This is a genomic window from Streptomyces sp. NPDC005722 (assembly GCF_040630935.1).
Classification (GTDB): Bacteria; Actinomycetota; Actinomycetes; order Streptomycetales; family Streptomycetaceae; genus Actinacidiphila.
Map to the genome: position 1 here is coordinate 67794 of NZ_JBEXYN010000026.1, position 21041 is coordinate 88834.

Below are 21041 nucleotides of genomic sequence, written 5' to 3' on the forward strand. Positions count from 1 at the left end.
ACGGACGCCGCACCGGACGGACGCCTCACCAGGCGAGCTGGCCGATCTCCTCGGCGACCACGGCCGCCGCGGCCGCCGCGGGGTCGATCACCGGGAAGTGGCCCACGCCTTCCAGCAGCGTGAGCTGGACCTCCTCCCCCGCCTTCGCCGAGGCGGCCGCGAAGGCCTCCGCGACCTGCGGCGGGACGACCTCGTCGCGGTCGCCGTGCACGACGGTCACGGGGATGCCGGTCGGCAGCAGCGCGGACGGGTCGGTCTCCGCCCGGCGCCCGGCGAGCAGGTCGGCCCCGCCGAGCAGTTCGGCGACCGCCCCGGAGCACACGTCCCGCTCGACGGCGGCCGCGAGGTCGGCGATCGGCGCGAGCGCCACCACCCCGCGCAGCGCGGGCGCGCCGGGGCGGTACCAGCGCGACCCGGCGGGCAGCACGTGCCGGGCGGCCGCCCACAGCGCGAGGTGCCCGCCGGCCGAGTGACCGGTGAGCACGATCCGCCGGACGTCCACGGTGTCCGCGCCCAGGGCTGCCCCGGCCAGCGCCGGAACGGCGTCGACGGCGGCCGCCACGTCGTCGAAGGTGTCCGGCCAGCGGCCCGCGGCCGTACCGCCGTTGCCCCGGCGGTACTCGACCGAGGCGACCGCGAAGCCGTGCCGGGCGAGCAGGCCGGCCAGCGGCGAGACGTGCGTCCTGTCGTACGCCGCCCGCCAGGCGCCGCCGTGCAGCAGCACGACCAGCGGCCCCGGCCGGGTGACGCCCGCCCCGGGCCGGGGGCGGTAGAGGTCGACGACCTGGTCCGGGTGCTCGCCGTAGGCGGCGGTGGCGTCCGGCGGGACGGGGGCGTGGGAGAACGCGGACGCCTCCTCGGCCGCGGCCCGCTCCGCGGGGTCACGCGGAGCGGACCCGTGCCCCACCGCGTCGGCGCGGCCTTCGGCGCCTGCCGGAATGGTGTCGCTCGACGAGGTGGGGTCGGACATGCGTTACCGCGTTCCTTCCAGGACCTGGGCCAGCACCCGCGCCGCCCGCTCCGCGTCCGCGAAGCGCGTGTACAGCGGGGTGAATCCGAAGCGGAGGATATCCGGCTCGCGGAAGTCGCCGACGACGCCCCTGGCGATCAGCTCCCCCATCACCGCGCCCGCGTCGGGGCAGCGCAGCGCGACCTGGCTGCCGCGCTCGGCGTGCGCGGCCGGGGTGACCGACCGTACGACGCCGTCCGGCACGTACGCCGCGACGCACTCCAGGAAGAAGTCGGTGAGGGCGAGGCTCTTGGCCCGCACGGCGTCCAGGGACACGCCGTCCCAGACGTCGAGGGCCGTGTCCAGCGCCAGCAGCGACAGGATCTCCGGGGTGCCGACCCGGCCGCGGACGCTGCCGTCGGCCGGCCGGTAGGCGGCCTCCATCGCGAACGGGTCGCGGTGGGAGTTCCACCCGGGCAGCGGGGAGTCGAAGCGCGGCTGCAGGTCGCGGCGGACGTACAGGTACGCGGGCGCGCCGGGGCCGCCGTTGAGGTACTTGTACGTGCAGCCGACGGCCAGGTCCACGCCGTGCTCGTCCAGGCCGACCGGCAGGGCCCCGGCCGTGTGGCAGAGGTCCCAGACCACCAGCGCGCCCGCCGCGTGCACGGCGGGCGTGGTGGCCGGCAGGTCGTGCAGCCGGCCGGTGCGGTAGTCCACGTGGTTGACCAGCGCGACGGCGGTGCGCGGGCCCGCCACCGCGGCGACGTCCGCGGCGTCGACCGCGCGGATCGCGCAGCCGGTCATCCGGGCCGCGGACTCCGCGATGTACCCGTCCGTGGGGAAGGTGGCGGCGTCGACCAGCACCTCGTCACGGGCCGGGTCGGTCTCCCGGGCCATCCGGACGGCGCCGACGACGGCCTTGAAGACGTTGACGCTGGTGGAGTCGCCGACCACGACCTGGCCGGGGGCGGCGCCCGTCAGCGCGCCGATGCGGTCGCCGATCCGTTCCGGCGCCGTCCACCAGCCGCTCTCGGTCCAGGAGCGGATGCGCAACTGCCCCCACTCGCGCCCGACGACGTCGGCCATGCGGTCCTGCACGCCCGCGGGCAGCGCGCCCAGGGAGTTGCCGTCCAGGTAGACGGTGGCGTCGTCCAGGACGAAGCGGTCGCGGAGCTTCGCCAGCTCGTCGGCGGTGTCGAGACGGGCGGCCTTCGCCGCGGGGGACTCGGTGGGCTTCGTCGCGTCAGACATGACTACGGGCCGTCCAGAGCTCGGGGAACACGTTCTTGCTCGCGCGCTTCTCCAGCCAGGAGACCCCCGCGGAGCCTCCGGTGCCGGTCTTGGCGCCCATCGCGCGGCGGGTCGCCACCAGGTGGTCGTTGCGCCAGCGCCACACCAGCTCGGCGACCTCGGTCAGCGCCTCGCCCAGCCGGACGAGTTCGCTCTCCTGCTCGCCGGAGTACACGGCCTGCCAGGCCCGCTCGACGGCCGGGTCGGCCTCGTAACGCTGCGAGAGGTCGTCACGCTGCGGGACGTCGTGGCCGCGGCGGGCCAGCAGCCGCACCACCTCGTCGTAGAGGCTGGGCTCGTGCAGCGCCTTCTGCAGTTCGTCGTGCACGCGCGGCGCACCCCGGTGCGGAACCAGCATCGACGCGGACTTCTCGCCGAGCAGGAACTCCATGCGCCGGTACATCGCCGACTGGAAGCCGGACCCCTCGCCGAGGGCGGCCCGGTAGGCGTTGAACTGCGCCGGCGTCAGGTGCGCGATCGGCTCCCAGGAGGCGTTGAGCGACTGCAGCTCGTAGGTGCTGCGCTTGAGCGCGGCCAGCGCCGTGGGAACGTCGTCGGCCGCGAGCGCGCGGGAGGCGGTCTCCCATTCGTGCACGATGACGGTGAACCACAGCTCCATGACCTGGGTGGTCACCAGGAAGACCATCTCGCCGGGGTCGTCGGAGCGGGGGTGCTGCAGATGGGTGAGGACGTCGGCCTGGACGTAGTCCTCGTACGGGGTGGTCCCTTCGAAGTCCAGGTTGGGTGCCTCGGGGGCGTCCTGGGAAACGTCGGGGCGGTGGGACATCGGTGTCTCCGTGGATGTGGGCTACCAGGTAGCGGTCTGTCCCGCACGCCGTCGCGGCGGGACCCCGGTCCCCTCGGACCCGCGCTCTACCGGCGCCGGGCCCAACCGGAATCATGCGTGGTCAGGACCCGGTACGGCAAGACCTGCCCGGCGCGCGCGCCGGACAGGTCGGGGGTGGGTGCCGTGGTCCACGGCGAGGGGAAGGTGGCTCAGCCGAGCGTGTCGGCGGCGGTCTGCGAGGAGTCCCGCAGGAAGGTGCTGCAGCGCTCGTACTCCTCCTGCTCGCCGATCGACTGGGCGGCCCGCGCCAGGGCGTGCAGGGCCCGCAGGAAGCCGCGGTTGGGCTCGTGCTCCCAGGGCACCGGGCCGTGGCCCTTCCAGCCGTTGCGGCGCAGCGCGTCCAGGCCGCGGTGGTAGCCGGTGCGGGCGTAGGCGTACGACTCCACGACCCGGCCACCCTCGTAGGCGTCGTCGGCGAGCTGCGCCCAGGCCAGGGAGGACGCCGGGTACTTGGCGGCGACCTCGGAGGGGGCCGCTCCCGAGGCGAGCAGCTCGCGCGGCTCGGGGTCGTCGGGCAGGTTCGTCGGGGGCGGTCCCCCGAGCAGGTTCTCGTTGATGGCCATGGGTTCCAGTATGGCCGGGGCCCGGCCCCTTCACGTGGAAGGGCCGGGCCCGGTGCGTACCGCCGTGCGGGGCGGTTACTTGAGCTTGGTGCCCGCGGAGCGCAGGTCCTGGCAGGCCTCGAGGACACGGGCGGCCATGCCGCCCTCGGCCAGCTTGCCCCAGCTGCGCGGGTCGTAGGTCTTCTTCTCGCCGACCTCGCCGTCGACCTTCAGCACGCCGTCGTAGTTGCGGAACATGTGGTCCGCGACGGGACGGGTGAAGGCGTACTGCGTGTCGGTGTCGATGTTCATCTTGACCACGCCGTTGTCCAGCGCGACGGCGATCTCCTCCTTGGTGGAACCGGAGCCGCCGTGGAAGACGAAGTTGAACGGGTCCTGCTTGCCGAACTTGGCGGCGACGCCCTCCGCGAGCTCCTTGAGCAGCTCGGGGCGGAGCACGACGTTGCCCGGCTTGTAGACGCCGTGGACGTTGCCGAAGGAGGCGGCGAGCAGGTAGCGGCCCTTCTCACCCAGGCCCAGCGCCTCGGCGGTGCGGATCGCGTCCTCGACCGTGGTGTACAGCTTGTCGTTGATCTCGTGGGTGACGCCGTCCTCTTCACCGCCGGTGGGGGTGATCTCCACCTCGAGGATGATCTTCGCCTTGACGGCCTCGGCCAGCAGCTCCTGCGCGATGGCGAGGTTGTGGTCGAGGGTCTCCGCCGAGCCGTCCCACATGTGCGACTGGAACAGCGGGTTGCGGCCGGCCGCCACGCGCTCCTGCGAGATGGCCAGCAGCGGGCGCACGTAGCCGTCCAGCTTGTCCTTCGGGCAGTGGTCGGTGTGCAGCGCGATGTTGACGGGGTACTTCTCGGCGACGACGTGCGCGAACTCGGCCAGCGCCACCGAACCGGTGACCATGTCCTTCTTGTACTGGCCACCGAGGAACTCGGCGCCGCCCGTCGAGATCTGGACGATGCCGTCGCTCTCCGCCTCCGCGAAGCCGCGCAGCGCGGCGTGCAGGGTCTGGGTCGAGGTCACGTTGATGGCCGGGTAGGCGAACTTGCCGGCCTTCGCCCGGTCGAGCATCTCGTTGTAGATCTCGGGGGTTGCGATGGGCATGTGTCCGCTCCTTGTGATGTGCGGGTTGTTCGGTGAGTGACCCTGACCTGGGATCGACGTCATCGTCGCCCCCATCTTGGCAGACTCGCGCGAGAGCTCCACACACTGCGCACCACGGACATACCTCAGGGGTGGAGGGTTTCACGTGAAACCTTCCACACCTGAGGGAAAGCGCAGGTCAGACGGCCAATCAGCCCAGACCGAGATCGTCCAGACCGAACGCGCGCACGTACGGGAGCCCGGCCTCCGCGACGGCCGGAGCGGCACCCCGCTCGACGATCACGGCGACGGCCACGACCTCGGCGCCGGCCTCGCGCGCGGCCTCCACCGCGGTCAGCGGCGAACCGCCCGTGGTCGAGGTGTCCTCGACGACCAGCACCCGTCGGCCCTTGATGTCCGGACCCTCGATGCGACGCTGCATGCCGTGCGCCTTCTGCGCCTTGCGCACCACGAAGGCGTCCAGCCGGCGGCCGCGGGCCGCGGCGGCGTGCAGCATCGAGGTGGCGACCGGGTCGGCGCCCAGGGTGAGCCCGCCGACGGCGTCGAAGTCCAGGTCGGCCGTGGCGTCGAGCATCACCTGGCCCACCAGCGGAGCGGCCTCGGCGTCCAGCGTGATCCGGCGCAGGTCGATGTAGTAGTCGGCCTCGAGACCCGAGGAGAGGGTCACCTTGCCGTGCACCACGGCCTTGTCCTTGATCTGCTGCAGCAGGGCATCACGCGCGTCGCTCATGGCCACGAGCCTAGCCCAGCGGCTCCCAGGCCCAGGTCGCGCGGACCTCCAGCGGGTCGATGGGGGTGACCAGGCGCGGAGCGGTGTTCAGCCCGTTCGGCGGGCCCGACTGCGGCTCCACGCAGATGGCGGGGGGCTGTTCGTCGTAGACCACGACCCACTCGGCGGGGCTGGTGATGCGCAGCCGCAGCTCGTCCGGCCAGGTCAGGGTGACGTCCACGCCGTCCGGCATGCCGAAGCAGTCGTCCCAGGGACGGGGTTTGGGGTCCACCCGGTGGCCGGTGGGCAGGTGGTCGTCGCCGCGCTCCTCCATCCAGCCGGGGGTGAAGTCGATGAGCGCGTCCTGCCCGCCGCGGCCGAGGTTGCGCAGGAACCAGGGGTGCCAGCCGGCCTGGGCCGGGAAGGAGTCGTCCGTGGTCTCCACGCTCATCGTGAGCTCGAGGCGGTCCTCGGACAGTTCGAAGCGCTGGCTGACCCGGCCCTGGTACGGCCACGGCTCGGCCAGGTCGTAGTAGAAGCAGGCGCTGTCGCCGGTCGTGCCGGGCGCCGTCCGCCAGGCGACGTGCCGGCCGGTGCCGTGGATGGCGTGCGGGCCCGCGTCGCGCGGCATCTGGTGCAGCACCCCGCCGTTGCGGAACTGCCCGTCACGGGTGCGGCCGCACCAAGGGACCATCGGGAAGGACCCGAAGGTGGGGCCCTGCCGCAGCAGCTCGACACCGCCGACGGTCAGCGAGCCGACACGGCAGCCGAGATCCGGAAGGATCGTCAGCCGCGCCGGTCCGGCTTCGAGTTGGACAGCGTGCTCGTCGTCTCGCCCGTCAGGGTTCTCATCCGTGGCCACGGCACAGACCCTACGGGAACGAACGCCTGCGCCGCCGCAGCACCCGCCCCGCGACGACGGCCGACAGCAGCAGGGCCGCCGCGGCCGGCGCGTAGCGGCGCAGCGAGGCGGTCGCGACACCGCTCTGCGGCGCGGGCACCGGGGCGTAGCGGCCGCGCGGCGGCGCGTGGTCGACCTCCTCGGCGCTGCGGCCGATCAGGGTGCGGCGGGCGTGCGCGGCCTCGGCGGGCAGGTCGATGCCGGCCGGGTCCTCGGGGACCCCGGCCACCGTCTCCCCGCCGGGCAGCGGCTCGCCGGCGGGTTCGTCGTCCGCGTCCTGCGGCTCGGGGAGTTCCTGCAGCTCCTGCAGTTCCTGGGCGTCGTGCCCGGCGAACTCGTCGAGCTGCGCGGGCAGGTCGTCGGTGAGGTCGTCGGCGGCGGTGTCCCCCGCGGCGGGCCCGGGCGCCCCGGCCGGGGCCTCCTCCTCCAGGTCGGAGGTGAGCGCGGCGACGAAGCGGTCCAGCAGGCGGTGGCCCGCGGCGGTGACCGCCGTCTCCTCGTGGTCGGCGAGCCGGCCGTCGGCCTGCACGGCGCCGGTGAAGGTCAGCAGCGCGCCGCCGGACACGGTGTCCACGCCGAGCTCCAGCGCCACCTTGACCGTGCCCGCGCCGCGCGCCTCGACGGCCTCGCCCTCGATGGTCAGCCCGCCGCCGCGCGGGACCAGCCGCAGCGTGCCGCGGTAGGTGATGGTCGAGCCGCCGATCCGCAGCCTCAGCCGGCCGGCGAGGCCCTCCTCGGCGCCGGCGTCGCGCTGGAGGCCGGGCACGCAGCGGGCCACGCGCTCCAGGTCGGCGAGGGACCGGCGAATGGTTTCGGCCGGAAACGGAACGAACACCTCATGCGGCTCCATGCCGCGAGCCTAATCCGCCGGGCGACCCTTCGGTGCTGATTCGCCGCCGGTTCGCCCTCACCCGGGACGCGGATGCATCAGCGTCGACGGGGGCAGATCCCGCAGCGGGGCCCGCTCGGCACGGCGGGCCGCCGACGCGAGCTCGCCGGGGGACAGCGACCGCAACGGGGGCGCGTCCGGGGCGAGCCGCAACACCGGGACACGGCCGCGGGCGGCCAGCACGAAGCCCCAGTCCTCGTCCCCGTCGCCGGTGCCGATCCAGTAGTCGGCGGTGCGCAGCCCGGCCGCCCGTACCGTCGCGTCGACCGTCCAGAAGCCGCGCCGGGCGGCGCAGGGTGCGCCCGCGTGCACCGCGAGCCGGCCGCCCGGGGCGAGCACCCGCCGGACCAGCCCGTAGAACTCCTGCGAGTACAGCTTCGCGCTGCGCGAGACCGCCGGGTCGGGGAGGTCGGCGAGCACGACGTCGTACCCGCCGGGCGGCCGCGGGGAGTGCTCCTGCCGCAGCCAGTCGAAGACGTCCGCGGCCGTCACCCGGACCCGGGGGTCGCGGTAGGCGTGCCGGTTCAGCCGGGCCAGCGCGGGGTCGTCCCGTGCCAGGGCGACCAGTTCGGCGTCGGGGTCCACGAGGGTCACCGAGCCGACCCCGCGGTGGCGCAGCACCTCGCGGAGCGCGAGCCCGTCGCCGCCGCCGAGGATCAGCACCCGGCCGTGCGGGCCCGCCATCGCGGGGTGCACCAGCGCCTCGTGGTAGCGGTACTCGTCCCGGCCGCGCACCCGCAGCCGCCCGTCGAGGAAGAGCTGCAGCGGCGCCGAGGTGAGCACGACCTCCTGGACGGCGGTCTGCTCGGCCAGCCGTACGTCACCGCCGTACACCGCCTGCCGGGCGGCCCGCTCGAAGGGCCCGGCGGCCCAGGCCGCGCCCGCGAGCACCGCGAGGACCACGACGTTGGCCGCGAGCAGCCGGGCACGGGCGCGGGGCGTGACGTCACTGCGGAAGAGCCAGAGCACGATGGCCCCGCCCGCCACGGCGTTGACGGCGCCGGTGACCAGCGCACCGGTCAGCTGGCCGTAGCAGGGGAGCAGGAGGAAGGGGAAGGCGAGGCCGCCGACCAGCGCGCCCACGTAGTCCGCGGCAAAGAGGTCGGCGACGGCGCCGCCCGCGTCCTGCCGCCGGATCCGCTGGATCAGCGTCATCAGCAGCGGGATCTCGGCGCCGATGAGCACGCCGATGGCGAAGGCGAAGACGGCCATCGCGGGCCGGGACTGGCCCCACCAGGCGAAGCTGGCGTACAGCGCCATCACCGAGAGGCCGCCGACCAGCGCCAGCGCGATCTCGACGGCGGCGAAGCCGATGGCCGGCGCGCAGCTGAGCCGCTTGGCCAGCAGCGAACCGACGCCCATGGCGAAGACCATCACGGACAGCACGATCGACGCCTGGGTCACGGAGTCGCCGACTAGGTACGAGGCGAGGGCGACCAGTTCGAGCTCGTACACCAGGCCGCAGGCGGCGCAGACGAAGACCGCGGCCAGGACCAGTGCCCTGGCCGCGGCCACCGGGACGGGCAGCCGGGCCCTGCGGACGCGCGGGGCGGCCCGGGCCGTAGGGGAGGTGGACTGGTCGATCATGCCTGCACGCTATGTCAGGTATATGGCGGTCCACGTCACCCGCAGGGGTGCAATTCGTGGCACTTGGCGGCGCGTTGACGCCGTTCCGGCCACGCGCGTACCACCGGGCTCACGGCTGCGTGCTGAGCGTCGAACGCGTCGCCACCAGCCGTCCTTCCTGCGGGTACGCATGCCAGGTGCGCCACAGGACGTTGCCGCCGCGGTACTGCACCAGCATCGCGGTGAAGGCGAGCGGATCACCCGGGAAGGTCCCCGCCAGCCCGTTGGGGTGATCGGCCACCAGGGCGAGCAGCTCCTGCGCCCGCCCGGCGAAGCAGCCCCGGGAGAGCGTCTCGATCCGCGCCGCGAACTCGTAGTCCCAGCCGGCGATCCGCCGCGCCACCCCGAACGGCAGCGGCGCACTGCTGCCCGGCATGCAGGCGACGGTCTCCGAGCAGCGGCCGCGCGGCGAGTCCAGGATGACCTGGTGGGAGGCGCCGAGCAGCCGCAACTGCACCCGCACGCGGGGCGCCGCGGGCACGGCGTCACCGGCGGCGGTGCCCGGCAGGTCGCGGTCGAGCACGGCGAGCGCCGGCAGTTCGTCCATCCCCAGACACCAGGCCAGGTCGCCGGCGCGGGTGTCGGTGTAGGCGGTCTGAAGCGTGGTGAGCATGAAGTCGGCTCCGCAGGCACATCGCGAGCAAGCGAGGGGAGGTCACGGGCATGGGGGGAGAGGACGCGCCGACCCGCGCCTGTGGGGGAGGACGTCCGTCTGCTCGTGCCCACGAGGGGTCGGTGAATACGCAATCATGAATGGCGCGTCGCCTTCAGCGTTTTTACCCATCTCCACCCGCTTTACATCCCCAAGGGCCCGGACGGGTTCAGGTGTTCACTACAAATGCGCCCGACGGGTGAACAACCCACCGGGCGCATATGCGATTCGGCACGGGCAATACGCAATTTCGTATCGTCAGCTTCCGCCGCCGCAGCCGCCGCCCCCACCGCACGAGCTGCCACCCCCACCGCACGAGCTGCCACCCCCGCTGTCGGAGCTCCCGCCCCCGCCGCAGGAGTGGTGGCCTCCCCCGTGGTGGCCACCGCCTCCCCCGTCGGAGGAGCCCGAGTCCCCCGCCCACCAGCTCATCCCGCCGCCGCCGTCGGTCGCGACGGAACCGTGCGAGCGCCGCCGGCGGTGTCCGCGACCGCTGCTCCGCACCACCAGGACGAGCGCCACTATCGCGGCGAAGACCAGCAGAATGATGAAGACCCCCATCGTTCCCACCCCCGTTTTCCGTACTTTCCGTTGTGCGACGGTGATGCCCCCGCCGTCCGCGACCGAAAGCAAAGTTGAGGAAGTCCAGAGGTTTCCGGGTACGCGAAGGCCCCTGGTCTGCGCCGGAACCAGAACCAGGGGCCAAGGGTGGACGACTGGGCCGTCCAGGCGCCGTGATCTTCAACGGCGGCGGCCCAAGGACACGATCAACGGCCCGCCGGGATCGCTCGCGACTGTCGGGCATCAGATGCGCGTACACGCGAAGGGTCATCGCAGGGTCGGCGTGTCCCGCCCAAAGCCGCTGCGTCGGCCTCGTGCATCGGGCTCGCCTGGGCCGTGTCTTGAAAGTGGTGCACGATGGGGTTGACCGCGTACCAATCGAAAGAAGCCTCGTGGTTGACCCCGTGCTCAAGCACGCCCTGTGCCATCTCCGCTGTGTGAAGTCGCAGCAGCCGTCCGATGCGGACTCCGTCGAGTTCGCTGACTGGCGGGAGAGGATCGCTGAGGCCTTGGACGCGTTGGCCCGCGTGCTGGTCTTTGAAGAGGACCGGGTCAGGGCCAGAGCGGAGGCAGCAGCGGCCCGGGAGCAAGCCGCAGAGGTACGACGCCGGGGCTGGTCCTCGGGGTAGGACCAGCCCTGCCTCCCACAGCAAGCCGGCTGGGTGCGATGAGTGGGCGGCGGATCTCAGGAGTGCGAGGTTCCTCGCCGTGCCACAGCCGTACCAGGTGAGGCAGTGCCGATCGGGAACCCACGGGGAACAGCGGTGACGAGGCCGCGTTGCCGCAGGTCAGCGTCCGCCCAGGTGAGGCCCGGTCCGCAGCCTCAGTCTTCCGAACTGGCTCCCTACCCGAGCTCAGGTGGGGTCTGCTGCCCTGCCGGCGCGACGGATCGGCGGTCCGAGGAGTCCGTCGACCTCTGTCGATACAGCGTCGAGGAATGCATCACCAAACAGGCAGAGGGACTCTTCCCACGGGTGCCCAAAGCTGCCCATACGGAAGTCTTGCGAAAGGTAGATGTAGTAGTCCCCGTCGGGATACGGACTCAGCGGCCAAGCCGGTTGTCCAGGACCGCCGACCTCATGCGGAGTGAAGCGGTACGACGTGTGCTGCCAGTCCAGCGCGAACAGCGTGCCGTGCACGTCGACGCACGAGGCCAGCCCCTGTTGGACCACCTCGACCAGGCGGTCCAGACTCTCGTAGTCAGGTTCATCGGGAAGGGTCGCCAGGCTCCAGGTGACTGACTCGGCCGGCTCCTTGATGGCCGGCCATTTGAGCGAACTCATACTCGGCTGGAAGTTGAACTCCGCATAGAAGCGGTCCCAGACGTGCCGGTACTCGGCCTCTGACAGTGCGGTAACGGATTCGTCCATCACCGGTCGATCCTAGAGCGGGAGTCGCCCTGTGAAGAGGCCACCAGTGCGGGGCCGTCTCAGACCGTCCGACGGTAGCCAACGACGACAGATGACGACAGTCGCCGACACTCCTTCCCCTGCTCAAGGGCGGTGCTCCGGACACCGTCGCAGCTGCCATCCCCCGGACTGAAGTAGAGGAAGTCCAGAGGTTCGGCGGAGGATGGCGGGCATGACCTCCTCGCGACCCCCGCTCAACCGCGCACTCGCCGAGTTCGGGACCACGATCTTCGCCGAGATGTCCGCCCTCGCCGCCCGGACCGGCGCCATCAACCTGGGCCAGGGCTTCCCGGACACCGACGGGCCCGAGGAGGTGCGCGAGGCCGCCGTGCGCGCGCTGCGCGACGGCCGCGGCAACCAGTACCCGCCCGGGCCCGGCGTGCCCGAACTGCGTCTGGCGGTCGCCGAGCACCAGCTGCGCTTCCACGGGCTCGGCTTCGACCCCGACACCGAGGTGCTGGTCACCGCGGGCGCCACCGAGGCCATCGCGGCCGCCATGCTCGGGCTGCTGGAACCCGGCGACGAGGTGATCGCCTTCGAGCCCTTCTACGACTCCTACGCCGCCTGCATCGCCATGGCCGGCGCCCGGCGCGTCCCGCTCACCCTGCGCGCGCCGTCCTTCCGCCCGGACCTGGACGCCCTGCGCGCGGCGGTCACCCCGCGGACCCGGCTGCTGCTGCTCAACAGCCCGCACAACCCGACCGGCACGGTCCTCACCCGCGAGGAGCTGGCGGCCATCGCGGAGCTGGCCGTCGAGCGCGACCTGCTCGTGGTCACCGACGAGGTGTACGAGCACCTGACGTACGGGACGGAGCACGTCCCGCTCGCGTCCTTCCCGGGGATGCGCGACCGCACGGTCACCATCTCCAGCGCGGGCAAGACCTTCTCGTTCACCGGGTGGAAGGTCGGCTGGGTCAAGGCCTTTTGACCTGCCTATTCAGGGTGCGGGCCGCAACCCGACGTTCGCCACCTGACTGCCGCGTCACCAAAAATTCCAAATGGCGTGCATCTCCTTGGATGGCTTGAAACCCGCGCGCTCATCTTAGAAAATCCCAAACTACGTGCTCGCTGCGGTGCAGAGCCTGCCTCTCCTACTGTCCTTCCTACAGCCGGGGATCACGCGGCTGCAAACCCCTCGTCCTCGGGAAGGAACCGAACGTGCAGCTGAGATTGATGTACGTGATCGTCGCGATCCTCGGAGCCCTCGTCGCCGCCCTTGTCGGCAGCCTCGTAGCCGTCCTGGAGGGAGGGCGGGGCACCCTGGCCGTCAAGACGGGCGCCAAGGCGTTTGCCATCGCTCTGCCGCTCCTCATCGTCGTCCTGACCGCCCTGGGCGTGGTGGGAGCATGAGCGACACGACGCACCGAGGACACGCGGCGCGGGCCGGGCACCCCTCCCCGTCCGATCAGACGCTTGAACAGATGTCGCAGCATCTCGCGCAGCTCTCCCGATTCATGCACCCGGCCGAGGCGGCCCGGCTCGTCCTCGGTCTGCTGTACCTGAGCCGGATTCCGCGCACCGCAGCCAAGCCCGGAGAGCCGTCGTGGGCGTGGTTGCTGACTCGCACCGCGAGGGGCGACTCGGAGACCCGCAGCGCCGTGATCAAATGCCTGGCCCACTGGCTCCCCGCCATCGAGGACCTGGACGCGGGCACGATGAGTTTCGTGCCGGTTCCGCCTCCCGGCTCCAAATCGTTGCTGCGCACCCTCCTCGACGCCATCGCCTCCGCCCCGCAGGCCGCCCCTCTGCTCGATCAGTGTCTGGGGAACCTGTCGGCGGCCCAGGCCGACGGCAGCAATTACTTCACCCCGAACGACCTGGCGCGTCTCATGGTCGGCGTCGCCGTCCCCCACGACGGGGACAGCGTGCTGGATCCTGTCTGCGGTTCAGGAGGGCTGCTGGTCGAGAGCCACCGCTACGTTCACGACCGCGTCAGGCTTGAGCCGACCATGTCGCTGTGGGGAAGAGAACGGCACGCTCCCTCCTGTCAGGTGGCCCACATAAACCTCTCTGTCAGGGGGATCAGGGCCCACATTTTCCCTCCCGGAGACAGCCTCGCGCAGCCAGAGTCCGAGCACCACGACGTCATCCTGGCCAACCTGCCCTTCAATCAATCCGCCTGGATGTCGGAGGACGCAACGGGGCAGGGCGTCAGCCGGCCGGTTCTCCCCGCACCCACCGACCCGCGGTGGCCGGTCGAGCCGCCGCCCCGAGGCTCCGCCAACGCGGCGTGGATCCAGCACATCGCGCACGCGCTGGCACCGGGCGGGCGAGCCGTATTCCTCATGGCCGACACTGTGGCCACCAGCCGACAGTCCGGACCCCGAAGGCTGCGCGAACGTCTCCTGCACGACGACCTCGTCGAGTGCGTCATCGCTCTCCCGCCTCGCGTCTTCGGTCACTCGAAGGCAACGGGCTGCCTATGGGTGCTCAACAAGGACAAGCGCGCACGTCCTGGCTGGGGTGCCCTGGACCGCCGCGGTCAGGTGCTCTTCATCAACGCACGGCGCGCCTCCGAACGGGTGCAGGACTCGAAGATGCGGAGGCTGGGCGACAAGAACACGGCGCGGATCCTGACCACTCTCGCAGCCTGGCGGGGCCTCCCCGAGAGCGATGCCGCAACGATGCCGTACAGCGATGTCGCCGGATGGTCCAGAAGCTGCTCCGCCAAGGAGATCGCGGGCCACGAACACAGGCTGATGCCGACTTCGTACGCAGTTGAAGCTCCCAACCCGGAGCTGGACACGCAGAATCGAATCGAGCGGCTCAAGCTCGAACTGACAGATCAACTGGCTCAGATGCGCGACCTGGAACAGCGGCTGCTGGACGCTCTGGAGGAGATCTGATGGAAGCCGGTACACCCCCGGCCGAGACGGGTACGGCGGCTTGGCCGACGACTTCCCTCCGTGAACTCGAACCACACGACAGGACCATCTCCACCGCCTGTGGCTTCGTTGACGACAAGACCGCCGACAGCACTCCAGGAGTTGTCAGCTCAACCTTTGTCCGGGGCGGCAGGATCCTCTCCCCCAGGACCAACGAGCAGGTCAGGGGCGCACCTTCACGTCCCCGCGCCGTCCTCAGGGAAGGTGACCTAGCCGTCGTGCTCGTCAGACGCGCAGGGGATTCTGCGCTGGTCACCTCCGAGCACGCCGGCTGGCCTGCGGCCAGGTCGATCGGCATCATCCGCGCAGAGCCGCACCTCGTGCGGTGGCTCCACATCTGGCTGCAGACGGCCACGGCGAAGGCCCGGGTCGACGAGGACGTGACGGCCCACGTCGAGCCGACCGTCAGCCTTGACACCCTCCGTCGCATGCCGTTCCCGCTGCCACCGCCCGACGTGGTCAATCGCTACCACTGTGCATTCACCCTCATCGAGGAGACCGTCGCCCTCTACCGGCACACCGCGCGCAAGGCATTGGAACTGGCCGACGCGCTCCACGACTACGTAGCGACTTCGGAACCTTCGTGGGACACAAGAACACTCGCCAAGATCGCCCGTGTGAAGACAGGCAGAGGTACCGAAAGCTCACTCCCGCTGGCACCCGGAGAGGCTGCCGTTGACCTAATCGCGCCCAGAGACCTTTACGACCTCCCAGTGCCCCACGTCCACCAGTTTCGGCTGAGCGGCCCGGCCGGCGAGAGTGCGGTGCATCCTCCGGGCACCCTGATGCTCAGCACCCGCTCCGACGGCGCGCACATCGCTGTGTCGAGTCGAGCGGCAACACCCCTCAGAAGCGTCGTCGCCGTACGACCCTTGGACGACGAGGACGCCTGGTGGCTGCTCCACGAGCTCAGGAGCCGGAGCGACGCGATCACAGAACTCGCGCAGGGCCAGAACCGACGGGAGATCTCCGCACTACGCCTAAAATCCCTGACCCTCACCTGGCCGGACCGTTTCACGCGTGCCGACTTCCATGGGGTCGCCGAGCCCCTCCACACCACGGCGCGACTCCTCGTCTCCGGGATCTCGACGTTGCACGCCCTGCGGGACGCGCTCCTGCGCGACATCTCGGCGAAGGCAGGTGTGCTCCGCGAACTGGACGAGCCTGAGCAGCGGAGCCCCGGTGCGCCCCCGCTCATCACCGTGCCCACACCCCTTAGGAAGGGGGGCCTTGATGAGACAGAATGGGGCCCGGAAGCTCGATGGCGACCCGAGTGAGAACGGTGGAGAGATGAGCGGCAGGCCGCTGCTGAACCGCAGGCTGGACGGGCTCGGGACGACGATCTTCGCGGAGATGTCCGCGCTTGCGCTGGCGACGGGCGCGATCAACCTCGGCCAGGGCTTCCCGGATACGGATGGGCCGGAGGCGATCCGGGAGGCGGCCGTGCGAGCGCTACGGGACGGCCGCGGCAACCAGTACCCGCCGGGGATGGGCGTCCCGGAACTGCGCACGGCAATCGTCGACCACCAGCGCCGCTTCTACGGCCTGAGCTTCGACCCGGACACGGAGGTGCTGGTAACCGCGGGCGCCACCGAGGCGATCGCAGCCGCGATGCTGGCGCTTCTGGAGCCGGGCGACGAGGTCATCGCCTTCGAGCCGTTCTACGACTCCTACGCGGCGAGCATCGCGATGGCTGGCGGCGTGCGGGTCCCGCTGACACTGCGCGCCCCCGATTTCCGCCCCGACGTCGACGCACTGCGGGCGGCCGTCACCCCGCGCACCCGTCTTCTCCTCCTGAACAGCCCGCACAACCCGACAGGCATGGTGCTCACCCCCACCGAGCTGACCGCGATCGCCGAGCTGGCTGTGGAGCGCGACCTCATCGTGGTCACCGACGAGGTCTACGAGCACCTGGTCTTCGACGGCGAGCACATCCCGCTGATCTCGCTCCCCGGCATGCGCGACCGCACGGTCTCCATCTCCTCGGCGGGCAAGACCTTCTCGTTCACGGGTTGGAAGGTTGGCTGGGTTACCGCCTCCGCTCCCCTCGTCGCGGCCGTCCGCACCTCGAAGCAATTCCTCACCTACGTCGCCTCAGGCCCGTTCCAGTACGCCATCGCGGAGGCCCTCCGCCTCCCCGACGCCTACTACACCGCCTTCCGCGACGACCTCCAGGCGAAGCGCGACCTCTTGGCGACCGGTCTCACCGCGGCCGGCTTCGAGGTCTACCGCCCCCAGGGCACGTACTTCATCACGACGGACATCGCGGCCCTTGGCGAGAAGGACGCCCTCACCTTCTGCCGCTCGCTCCCCGAACGCTGCGGAGTGGTCGCCGTCCCCAACTCCGTCTTCTACGACGACCCCGATGCCGGCCGCACCCAGGTCCGCTTCGCGTTCTGCAAGAAGCAGGATGTCCTCAAAGATGCTGCCAGTCGCCTCTTGCTGCGCTTGTCCCCCTGAACTCGCGCCTCGGGCCAAAAACGGGGTCGCAATCGAGATCGCCAGCCGAAAGCCCGGTATCGTCACATTTCAGAACGCTGCACGAGCGGATTTGTCGTTGCCTCACGGGGGGGGCTCAGGGAACGAGTCGGCTCTCACCCGGAGCCCCGCGATGCCGGGGAGCCAGCACCGGAACAGCCCGCCGCGGAGCAGGATGTCACGGAGGAGTGCGCCGGAGCGGGGGCTTGCCTCTGAACCATAAGACGCTGATCGCTAGCTCTGGCAAAGTGGTCATCACTGCCAGTCCATCCTCGTGAGGAAACCTGCGAGCACGCTCGGTAGCTTTATCTGGTCGATCGCTGACCAGCTTCGGGGCCCCTACCGCCCCAACCAGTACGGGACGGTGATCCTCCCGTTCACCATCCTGCGGCGGCTCGACTGCGTGCTCGAGCCGGACCGAGCCGCGGTACGGGAGCTGGCCGCTCGGTACGAGAACCCGAACTGAGTCGGGCTCGGGCAGCGGGGCCACCAACCTGGCCGCTCTTGTGGACGCGGTGACCGGGCGGCTGTAGGTACGACCCTGTTAGCCCTGTGCCTCCGGCGGGTGTCGGGGGCGGACCTACGAGGGTGCCGATCGATCCCGCCAGCACCGCTATGTCAGCGACCGGGTGGACAACGACATCTACCCACCAGAGCAGGGGCGGGGAGGCTGGCTCCGCTGGCCGAAGGGGCGTTTGGGCCTTCGGTGTGCGGCCGTGCGTTGGGCTGCGAGCGCGTCATGAACCGCAGTTCGGACCATAGCCGACGGTAGAGCCAACCGACCTGCTCCGAGGCTCGATGGGATGGCCGAGGAATTGACGATCGCAGCGGTATAGGTCATCAAATGGCAGTGGGGCCAGCGCCGCAGCCTGCTCACCCTGCCGATGTCCCACGGCGGCCCGAGCGCCGCCGCGATGTCGTTGAGTTTCGCGCCGCAGCGCAGTGGGCCGATGGCTGCGGTGGAGCCGAACTCGGCCAGTGTCCGAAGCACGTTCACGCAGCGGAGCGTGCCATCTGGCCTGCTTCAACATCCACCGGGTTCGATTGGCCTATCTGTATATTGCGGTGAGGTGGTTTCAGCAGGTCTCCTCGCCGATGCGTGACGGCCGGTCTCAGAACCCCCGCCTCGTCACCCCACCAGAAACGGTGCACCTTCGTCCGTACGAGGCGGTGCACATTTGCGGCCCTGGCAAGATTTTCGTAGACGGAGATCATCTGGGTGCTGAGGTCGGCATGACGGGCAGCCTTTGAGTGTGGTCTGTTGAACTGCCGTACTTGTTACCACACTTGGCGGGCGTGTTGGTTCTCTCGGTCGACGGCTCTGCGGACCACAACCACGACGCGCGTTCGTAGTCGACCGGATGCCGGTGCAGCGCCGGCTGCGACTTTTTCTTCTCTCGCGGCAGCGGCATCGACTGCTCGTGCGGGTTGAGCTGAGCGTCAGGCAGCGGGAAGCGCGGCGGCAGCAGCAGCGATCTTGGCGGCGACGGCGTCGAGCGACGATTCCTTTGTGCTCAGCCCGGAATGGGACGCGAGCATGGGGCTGACGTCGTAGAGCTCGTCGAAGGTCACCCCGTGCGTCACGGGCACGACGCGATTGGTGTTGAGCAGGACGGCGAGTTCCTTTTCGGCGATGCCCTCGTTCTTGATGCTCTCAAGTAGGGATGGCGTGACCAGCACGATGCCGATGCGGGAGTTACGAAGCCCCTTGTCGATCTCGCGCATCTGCAGCGAACCGAGCGGGATGTCTTCCTCACTGAACCACACCGTCGCGCCACTGGTCTTCAGGTGGCCGTAGAGCTCCTTCGCGCTGCCCTCACGGTCGTTCCAGGCGTGGCACAGGAAGAGGTCTCGCTTGTCCGGGTACTTCTGGGCCTGTACCGCAGCCTTCTCGGCGTAGGGCTCGACCGCCTGCCACTCGGTCGGGGTGTACGACACCGTCCTGCCGGACCTGGTGCGACGCGAGGTCCCACCTCCGGACGAGCCGTACGACGAAGACCGGCCTCCGCCGCCGCTGCTGTACGAGGAGCCCGACGGGTATGACGACCGGGAGTACGACCTTCCCCAGTTGCTGCACGCTGGGCAGTTCGCGGCTCCACTCGCGGTGCGGTGGCCTCGGGAGGGTGCTGTGCATTGCGCCATGGCCCCATGGTAAAGGGAACCACCGACACAGTGTCGTAGTTACTGCTGCTATCCGCACCCATGCCCCTCGTCACCGCTACAGCGGATTCTGATCGATCCGGATCCGGCCCCAGTCCATGTAGCGGCCGAGCTTCTTCGGTTCGTCGATGACGACACCGGAGAACAGGAACCGCAGCACCGCGTTGCGGCGCTCGTCCGTCATGTCCTCCGCGTCCCAGGCAGCTCGTGCGCCCGCACCCGTGAGGCCGTCGAGGAGCACCATGGGCCGGATGACCACCTTGCGCTGGGCCTTGGCGATGCGGTCGGTGATCTCCTTGCGCATCTTTCCGGTACTCCGCCGTGGACAGCTCCTTCGCCGTCCACATCTCATTGAGATCGGCGAGCTGCCGCTGGTCGTCCTCCACCTCCTCGGCCACGCTCTCGGTGAGGTTGCTGGTGGCAAGCCGACCGTCCACCCGGAGCTCGCTGAGCAGCTTGACCGCGGCATCCGCGACGAAGTCCTCCAGCGTCGGGGCCACGATCGCCCGCGAGCACTTCTTCTCGTCGTTCCGCCCGCGGCGATTGCACTGGTACGCAGGTCCCGCGCTCTTGGCGGTGCCCGACACCAGGGTGCCGCAGCGCCCGGACATGACCAGGCCGCGGAGAATGTAGTAGCGCTGGAGGGCGTGCTGAGCGCCTCCTTGTGGGCTGCCGATCGGAACTCGCGCCGAGCCCTGACTTCGGCCCACACTCCCGCGTCGATGATCGCAGCCCAGGTGCCAGGGCCGACCTCCTCGCCCTGGTGCATCCGGATGCCGGCGACGTGCCGGGAGTCGAGTAGGCCGCGCACCGTTCCGGCGCTCCACGCCTTGCCGCCGGCCGTCCGGATGCCTCGCCGGTGGAGGTCCTTCGCCATCGGAGCCGCGCCTTCGCCCTTGAGGTAGCGGTCGAAGACCTCGCGGACGATCTCCGCCTCGTCCTCGACGATGGCCATGCCGTCCTTGGTGTAGTCGAACCGACGCATGCCGCCCTGGGGCTTACCCTCCCGGGCGCGGTCCTGCATCGCGGACTTCAGCCGTCGGGAGGTGTCGTCCGAGGACCGGCAGGCGTGCGCGACTTCGATACGCAGGATGAAGCGGTCATCGGGGTCGGACAGGTCCCGCCGGTTCGCCTCTCCGTGGAGAGTGATCGCGTGGTCGTCGGAGACCTGGAGCAGTTCCTCCAGGTCTCGGGGCTGCCGCATCAGCCGGTCGGGGTGGTAGGCGATGATGTGCCGGAAGCCGCGCTCCCGGGCCTCCTCCAGCAAGCGGTCCCAGCCGGGACGCTTCCGCTTGCGACTCCAGGCCGAGCGGCTGTTGTCCACGAAGACGTGGGCCGGGTTGATGACGAACCCGCGGCGATCGGCGATCTCCCGGCAGATCCGCTCCTGCCGGTCGACGCCCGTCTGGTCGTCGTCTGCCTGGGAGATGCGGCAGTAGACCGCCGCCGGTTCCGCGGCGACGTCGTGGCTGGTGGTGCCCCCTGCAGGCCTAGTGCGACATGCGAATGAGTGTATGAAAACGGAGTGGCCTGGGTGACGGCCGTCCCCGCCCTGGTCAGCGCGGTGCGTGCGCCCAAGCAGTACCTGACGTACGTGAGCGCGGGACCGTTCCAGTACGCCGTGGCCGAGGCGCTCCGGCTGCCCGACGCCTACTACCGGGACTTCCGCGAGGACCTGCGGCGCAAGCGGGACCTGCTCTCGGACGGCCTGGAGGAGGCCGGGTTCCGGGTCTTCCGCCCGGAGGGCACGTACTTCGTGACCACCGACATCCGCTCGCTCGACGAGAAGGACGGCCTGGCGTTCTGCCGGGCGCTGCCGGAGCGCTGCGGGGTCGTGGCGGTGCCCAACGTGATCTTCTACGACGACGCGGAGGAGGGCCGCAGCCTGGTGCGCTTCGCCTTCTGCAAGCGCGAGGAGGTGCTGCGGGAGAGCGTGGAGCGGCTGCGCCGGCTCTGAGGCGCGTCGGACCCCCCGCGCGGAACACGGCAGCCCGCCCGCGCACGCCCGCTCACCGGCGGTCGCG

The 21041-nt window shown here is 70.6% G+C and carries 18 protein-coding genes and 2 pseudogenes; 7 read left to right on the top strand and 13 right to left on the bottom strand.

Annotation, left to right across the window (positions count from 1 at the left end; genetic code table 11):
- Nucleotides 1–25 precede the first annotated feature (25 nt).
- The 11 genes from ABZ479_RS26745 to ABZ479_RS26795 all read right to left on the bottom strand — a co-directional run bounded on the left by ABZ479_RS26745 (nt 26) and on the right by ABZ479_RS26795 (nt 11455).
- The gene (locus ABZ479_RS26745; protein WP_500463911.1) at nt 26–970 is read right to left on the bottom strand and encodes an alpha/beta hydrolase family protein; all 945 of its coding nucleotides are present in this window, start codon (nt 968–970) and stop codon (nt 26–28) included.
- Between the two features lie 3 nt (nt 971–973).
- Complete coding sequence (kynU, locus tag ABZ479_RS26750; RefSeq protein ID WP_500463912.1) at nt 974–2200, bottom strand: kynureninase; 1227 nt, start codon at nt 2198–2200, stop codon at nt 974–976.
- A complete protein-coding gene (locus ABZ479_RS26755; protein ID WP_500463913.1) occupies nt 2193–3026 on the bottom strand; it encodes a tryptophan 2,3-dioxygenase family protein in 834 nt (277 codons plus the stop codon). The genes kynU and ABZ479_RS26755 overlap by 8 nt, the downstream gene beginning before the upstream one ends.
- Before the next feature lie 209 nt (nt 3027–3235).
- The gene (locus ABZ479_RS26760) at nt 3236–3649 is read right to left on the bottom strand and encodes a DUF3151 domain-containing protein (protein ID WP_500463914.1); all 414 of its coding nucleotides are present in this window, start codon (nt 3647–3649) and stop codon (nt 3236–3238) included.
- Nucleotides 3650–3724: 75 nt separating this feature from the next.
- Nucleotides 3725–4747 carry a class II fructose-bisphosphate aldolase gene (gene fbaA, locus ABZ479_RS26765; protein ID WP_500463915.1) on the bottom strand — a complete coding sequence of 341 codons (1023 nt, stop codon included), beginning with the start codon at nt 4745–4747 and terminating at the stop codon, nt 3725–3727.
- A 190-nt stretch (nt 4748–4937) separates the two neighbouring features.
- Nucleotides 4938–5477: an orotate phosphoribosyltransferase gene (pyrE, locus tag ABZ479_RS26770; RefSeq protein WP_500463916.1), complete on the bottom strand. Its 540-nt coding sequence runs from the start codon at nt 5475–5477 to the stop codon at nt 4938–4940.
- Between the two features lie 10 nt (nt 5478–5487).
- Nucleotides 5488–6318: an aldose epimerase family protein gene (locus tag ABZ479_RS26775; RefSeq protein ID WP_499599594.1), complete on the bottom strand. Its 831-nt coding sequence runs from the start codon at nt 6316–6318 to the stop codon at nt 5488–5490.
- Nucleotides 6319–6328: 10 nt separating this feature from the next.
- Entirely contained in the window at nt 6329–7207 is an 879-nt protein-coding gene (locus tag ABZ479_RS26780) for an SRPBCC domain-containing protein (protein ID WP_500463917.1), read from the bottom strand.
- Nucleotides 7208–7264: 57 nt separating this feature from the next.
- Entirely contained in the window at nt 7265–8833 is a 1569-nt protein-coding gene (locus tag ABZ479_RS26785; RefSeq protein WP_500463918.1) for a polyamine aminopropyltransferase, read from the bottom strand.
- A 109-nt stretch (nt 8834–8942) separates the two neighbouring features.
- Nucleotides 8943–9485 carry a DUF2617 family protein gene (locus ABZ479_RS26790; protein WP_500463919.1) on the bottom strand — a complete coding sequence of 181 codons (543 nt, stop codon included), beginning with the start codon at nt 9483–9485 and terminating at the stop codon, nt 8943–8945.
- 1454 nt (nt 9486–10939) lie between these two features.
- Complete coding sequence (locus tag ABZ479_RS26795) at nt 10940–11455, bottom strand: DUF2716 domain-containing protein (RefSeq protein ID WP_500463945.1); 516 nt, start codon at nt 11453–11455, stop codon at nt 10940–10942.
- A gap of 202 nt (nt 11456–11657) precedes the next feature.
- On the opposite strand from ABZ479_RS26795, the pseudogene ABZ479_RS26800 reads away from it, so the two are divergent.
- The 6 genes and pseudogenes from ABZ479_RS26800 to ABZ479_RS26825 all read left to right on the top strand — a co-directional run.
- Nucleotides 11658–12416 (top strand): annotated as a pseudogene (locus tag ABZ479_RS26800) (aminotransferase class I/II-fold pyridoxal phosphate-dependent enzyme); the annotation flags it as partial.
- Between the two features lie 236 nt (nt 12417–12652).
- Entirely contained in the window at nt 12653–12844 is a 192-nt protein-coding gene (locus ABZ479_RS26805; RefSeq protein ID WP_500463920.1) for a hypothetical protein, read from the top strand.
- Nucleotides 12841–14340: an N-6 DNA methylase gene (locus tag ABZ479_RS26810; RefSeq protein WP_500463921.1), complete on the top strand. Its 1500-nt coding sequence runs from the start codon at nt 12841–12843 to the stop codon at nt 14338–14340. Before ABZ479_RS26805 ends, ABZ479_RS26810 begins: the two co-directional genes overlap by 4 nt.
- Complete coding sequence (locus ABZ479_RS26815; protein WP_500463922.1) at nt 14340–15656, top strand: restriction endonuclease subunit S domain-containing protein; 1317 nt, start codon at nt 14340–14342, stop codon at nt 15654–15656. The genes ABZ479_RS26810 and ABZ479_RS26815 overlap by 1 nt, the downstream gene beginning before the upstream one ends.
- Before the next feature lie 13 nt (nt 15657–15669).
- Complete coding sequence (locus ABZ479_RS26820; RefSeq protein WP_500463923.1) at nt 15670–16839, top strand: pyridoxal phosphate-dependent aminotransferase; 1170 nt, start codon at nt 15670–15672, stop codon at nt 16837–16839.
- Nucleotides 16840–17131: 292 nt separating this feature from the next.
- Nucleotides 17132–17323: a type I restriction-modification system subunit M N-terminal domain-containing protein gene (locus ABZ479_RS26825; protein WP_500463924.1), complete on the top strand. Its 192-nt coding sequence runs from the start codon at nt 17132–17134 to the stop codon at nt 17321–17323.
- Between the two features lie 974 nt (nt 17324–18297).
- Here the strand turns inward: ABZ479_RS26825 and ABZ479_RS26830 are convergent.
- Together ABZ479_RS26830 and ABZ479_RS26835 are read right to left on the bottom strand one after the other, a co-directional pair.
- On the bottom strand, nt 18298–18795 hold the full coding sequence (locus ABZ479_RS26830) for a toll/interleukin-1 receptor domain-containing protein (RefSeq protein WP_393670201.1): 498 nt from the start codon (nt 18793–18795) through the stop codon (nt 18298–18300).
- Between the two features lie 280 nt (nt 18796–19075).
- The gene (locus tag ABZ479_RS26835) at nt 19076–20632 is read right to left on the bottom strand and encodes a recombinase family protein (protein WP_500463946.1); all 1557 of its coding nucleotides are present in this window, start codon (nt 20630–20632) and stop codon (nt 19076–19078) included.
- On the opposite strand from ABZ479_RS26835, the pseudogene ABZ479_RS26840 reads away from it, so the two are divergent.
- Nucleotides 20543–20974, top strand: a pseudogene (locus ABZ479_RS26840) (aminotransferase class I/II-fold pyridoxal phosphate-dependent enzyme); the annotation flags it as partial. The gene ABZ479_RS26835 and the pseudogene ABZ479_RS26840 sit on opposite strands and share 90 nt — an antisense overlap.
- Between the last annotated feature and the right edge of the window lie 67 nt (nt 20975–21041).

Bases quoted from the DNA above. Each gene is read 5' to 3' on its own strand.
- ABZ479_RS26745 (WP_500463911.1), bottom strand. From the start codon at position 970: ATGTCCGACCCCACCTCGTCGAGCGACACCATTCCGGCAGGCGCCGAA.
- kynU (WP_500463912.1), bottom strand. From the start codon at position 2,200: ATGTCTGACGCGACGAAGCCCACCGAGTCCCCCGCGGCGAAGGCCGCC.
- ABZ479_RS26755 (WP_500463913.1), bottom strand. From the start codon at position 3,026: ATGTCCCACCGCCCCGACGTTTCCCAGGACGCCCCCGAGGCACCCAAC.
- ABZ479_RS26760 (WP_500463914.1), bottom strand. From the start codon at position 3,649: ATGGCCATCAACGAGAACCTGCTCGGGGGACCGCCCCCGACGAACCTG.
- fbaA (WP_500463915.1), bottom strand. From the start codon at position 4,747: ATGCCCATCGCAACCCCCGAGATCTACAACGAGATGCTCGACCGGGCG.
- pyrE (WP_500463916.1), bottom strand. From the start codon at position 5,477: ATGAGCGACGCGCGTGATGCCCTGCTGCAGCAGATCAAGGACAAGGCC.
- ABZ479_RS26780 (WP_500463917.1), bottom strand. From the start codon at position 7,207: ATGGAGCCGCATGAGGTGTTCGTTCCGTTTCCGGCCGAAACCATTCGC.
- ABZ479_RS26785 (WP_500463918.1), bottom strand. From the start codon at position 8,833: ATGATCGACCAGTCCACCTCCCCTACGGCCCGGGCCGCCCCGCGCGTC.
- ABZ479_RS26790 (WP_500463919.1), bottom strand. From the start codon at position 9,485: ATGCTCACCACGCTTCAGACCGCCTACACCGACACCCGCGCCGGCGAC.
- ABZ479_RS26795 (WP_500463945.1), bottom strand. From the start codon at position 11,455: ATGGACGAATCCGTTACCGCACTGTCAGAGGCCGAGTACCGGCACGTC.
- ABZ479_RS26810 (WP_500463921.1), top strand. From the start codon at position 12,841: ATGAGCGACACGACGCACCGAGGACACGCGGCGCGGGCCGGGCACCCC.
- ABZ479_RS26815 (WP_500463922.1), top strand. From the start codon at position 14,340: ATGGAAGCCGGTACACCCCCGGCCGAGACGGGTACGGCGGCTTGGCCG.
- ABZ479_RS26820 (WP_500463923.1), top strand. From the start codon at position 15,670: ATGAGCGGCAGGCCGCTGCTGAACCGCAGGCTGGACGGGCTCGGGACG.